General features: G+C 34.3%; 4 protein-coding genes and 1 pseudogene. 1 reads left to right on the forward strand and 4 read right to left on the reverse strand.

Going from position 1 to position 3,547, the window contains the following annotated elements; all coding sequences use genetic code 11:
• The first annotated feature begins 134 nt into the window (after window positions 1–134).
• Complete coding sequence (locus tag VI621_RS04620; RefSeq protein ID WP_324217210.1) at window positions 135–326, forward strand: hypothetical protein; 192 nt, start codon at window positions 135–137, stop codon at window positions 324–326.
• Between the two features lie 250 nt (window positions 327–576).
• Here the strand turns inward: VI621_RS04620 and tnpC are convergent, their stop codons facing one another.
• The 4 genes and pseudogenes from tnpC to VI621_RS04640 form a co-directional block, all read right to left on the reverse strand.
• Window positions 577–2,058 (reverse strand): IS66 family transposase, encoded by a 1,482-nt coding sequence (gene tnpC / locus VI621_RS04625; RefSeq protein WP_324217211.1) that lies wholly within the window; start codon window positions 2,056–2,058, stop codon window positions 577–579.
• A 47-nt stretch (window positions 2,059–2,105) separates the two neighbouring features.
• Window positions 2,106–2,465 (reverse strand): IS66 family insertion sequence element accessory protein TnpB, encoded by a 360-nt coding sequence (gene tnpB / locus VI621_RS04630; RefSeq protein ID WP_324217212.1) that lies wholly within the window; start codon window positions 2,463–2,465, stop codon window positions 2,106–2,108.
• 3 nt (window positions 2,466–2,468) lie between these two features.
• Entirely contained in the window at window positions 2,469–2,762 is a 294-nt protein-coding gene (gene tnpA / locus VI621_RS04635; protein ID WP_324217213.1) for an IS66 family insertion sequence element accessory protein TnpA, read from the reverse strand.
• Between the two features lie 44 nt (window positions 2,763–2,806).
• Window positions 2,807–3,547: pseudogene (locus tag VI621_RS04640) on the reverse strand (hypothetical protein); the annotation flags it as partial.

The following is a 3,547-nucleotide window of genomic DNA, read 5'->3' on the forward strand; positions in this document are numbered from 1 at the left end:
ATTTGCATTAATCCCATATAATTAGACAGGCCTTCCCAGCCTTCTCGTAACCTAACTATCACTCGTTGTTTTGAAAAAAAATCAATACAATAAAATCATTTCTGTAAATTAGCAATATTCAAAGACTTTTTTGTATGAACGTAGGGCAGGTAAATATTAAGCAAGATGACGGATCCATTAAACAAATAACTGTGGAAGAATTTAATGCTATGCTTGGCTCTATGAAATTGAGATTGTTTCTTGACTTGAGGCTTGAGTTTTTTGATAAACAAGGAAATCCAATGTTATCATCTTTGGCATTAAGGCAAATTCGTGAAAACAAATAAAAGCGAAACATTCTTGAAACAGAAATATATTTTTTTTTTAAAAGTTGAAATAAAAAAATTCAAATACAGAAATAAAATACTTTTAAACACCTCAAACTACTTCCTTTACCCCAAAAATTAACAATTATTTTTATTCGATTAGTCGACAATTTCGAACCATTGGAAGCAAACAAAAATTAAAATTCCAATTTTTTACGCCACATATCATTGCCAAATGCTCATCAATATTGATTTGTTAAGTATCCCTCCACTATACCACGTCTTGCGCTTTAAGGGGTAATAGTTTATGGAGTTCAGATTTTTTAGTGTCGGGTAATTTGGTTAGTGTTTCTTCTAACCATTTATAAGGATCAATATTATTTTTTTTGCAACAAGTGACAAAGCTGTAAATAATTCCAGCTCTTGCTGCTGCTTCATGCGAACCTGCAAATAACCAATTTTTCCGTCCTAACGCGATTGGTCTAATTGCATTTTCAACAAGGTTGTTATCTATTTCTAAGAGCCCATCACTTGCAAATAAAATTAGTTTATGCCACCGCACATTCATATATGATATTGCTTTACCTATTGGGCTTTTCGGAGTTACTTGCAATTGATTTTCGTTTAACCAATTTTTTATTTCAGTTAGTAATGGTACACTTTTTTGTTGTCTGCTAATAAAGCGCTCTTCATGATTATATTTTGATTGCCTTGCTTCATCTTCAACGGCATATAATTCTTGTAGTTTATCCAACATCCATGTGGCTTTTGCATTGTCATTTTGTTGCGCATCAAAAAAATATCTCCGCGCATGTGCCATACAGCCTGCTAATTTTATTTTTTTGTTGGGCAACACATCATACACCGCATAACCATCGGTTTGTAAATAACCTTCATAATCCATTAAAAATTTACCTGGTGCGCCTTGTCCTCTGCTTGGGTCGTATTCATACAAAACCAACCCATTCTCAACATCATGGTATACCCAGTAGTATCCACGATGTGTAGTTCCTTTTTTATCTTTATCCAATACTTTTATTGGCGTTTCGTCTGCTTGCAGATACTTGCTTTTTTTGACTCGTTCTACTAATTCAATATGCAGATATTCTAATAGTTTTATTGATTCTGCGACCCAATTACCTAAAGTTGATTCGCTTAATTTTATACCTAAACGCTCGTATTTTTTTTGCTGACGATAGATTGGCATATGATCAACGTACTTATCAAGCAATAACATCGTCAATAAACTTACATCAACCAAACCTCCTTGTACTGGACGAGATGGAAGTGCTGCTATAACAACACCTTCTTTATTTTCTCGTGCATATTTTGGGCGGACAATTTGTTTTACATAAAATTTTTGTGGCGTTATAGCAAGCAGCTCTGTTACTTCTTCACCAATTTTCACCATACCATCTGTTTTATCTAATGGTTCAATTATAGTAACTACACGCTCTAAATCAGCGGGTATATCCAACTTTGAATAATCTGTTCGTTTTGTGTTTTTGGCTTTGCGATGATAGCTTGCTTTTTCCGCTTCTATATCTTGAGGTAAATCTAAATCTACTTTTTCGGTAAATTCTAAAGCTGTTTGTGAAGGGTTTTCAATGGCGTTGTGCTGTTCTTGCTTTGAACCAAACACCATCTTTTGAAAAAGTTTTATTTGATGCTTTAGATTTTCGTTCTCTGCTTTTTGATTAACAACCTCTATAATAAGTTCATCTTTTGACAGTTTATTTAGCGTTTCAATCACAGCTCAAATATACGCTGCAAGCATTGACAATATTGAATATGTTTCTACTATTTACTAACATTGAAATGTGTATAGCGTATGCGTTTCTGGACTGTTTTTAGCGCAACTCCTTGCAACATAAAAAGTAATTGTTCGGAATTAATTTCACATGATAAATTTGAGTTTAAAGTGGGCAACTCGTAAGTGCCTTTTTCTAATCGTTTGTAAAATACTGCATAGCCATCCCCTTGCCAATGCAGTAATTTCAATTGAGTTTTGCGTTTATTTACAAAAATAAATAAATCACCATTCAGGGGATTTTTCTGCAATTGATTTCTTACAAGTCCGCTTAAAGAATCGATACCACTACGCATATCGGTACTCTCCGAATAAACGTAATAGTCTTTTATTTGATAATGAAACAACATTTTTTATAGCAGTTGTTTTATAAAACTTGCGTTGGGTTGTTCGTTAAAAACTAAACGAATACCGTTTGTAAAATGGATTGTGCAATAATTTGGTTTCGTGTGAGAAATTACTGGAGGCGCTATTTTTATAAACGCTCCTGGTTTATTGTTTTGTTTTCTGTATTTAGCGTGCCAATAATAAAAAACATGGGTGGCTATATTTTCTTCTACACAAAATTGTGAAATAGTTTGTTTGCTCTGTTGCCAGCGCTCAATCATTGCAAATTTTTCGGTATCGTTCTCTTTTGTGATTATCATTTTTTAGCATTTATATTTTGCGTAAATTTAATCAGCAATGATATTCAGTTTAGACGTGGTACAATGGAGGAATACTTTTCACAAGTATTTTCATCACCTGAACTAGGTGGCTCTTTATCTGCTCCACTTGGGTCATTGAAATAAATTGGATTATTAGAAAAACAAGAATAAGGACTTTCCCAATCTTTAATTATTGGGTCTGTATTCCAACGTCTACCTAACCTTGCATCATATTCCCAATACTCAGCAGTATACATATTTCCCTGTCCACTTATTTCGTTGTCCATTTCCTGTCCCCCAAAACCATAACGGTAGCCTGTTGAAGATGTGAAACTTCGCCCGGGCATTGGCATTCCAAATGGATAATAGTCTGTAGCGCTTACTATGATTGGCTCAAAATAATCAACCGCACCATCGGCAACTGTGCTTGTTTGTGTGCCTATGGTTAAATCATACACACCATCATCCACTGCCGTTTTCCAATCGGTAACTGTTGTTATTACGTTACCTAAATGGTTTTCAATTTCATAAATCTTTTTACCCAATTGGTGTTCATACACATTGGTACGTTGATATACTGGTGGAATTGCAGTATACAGTAATCTTGAAATTGAATAATCAACCACACCCAATCGGTCGCTACCATAAATGGCGGTTTCCTCTTGTTTTAGTTTTACATCACCATTGGTGTGTTTTTCTTCATAAATACTTAATTGGTTTCCTTCAGCATCCAGCACATAATGTGTAATAGTAATGTTTGTTAAGTCTTCTACTCCACCTGTTTG

It is taken from the genome of Flavobacterium sp. (genome assembly GCF_035292545.1).
Taxonomy (GTDB): Bacteria; Bacteroidota; Bacteroidia; order Flavobacteriales; family Flavobacteriaceae; genus Flavobacterium.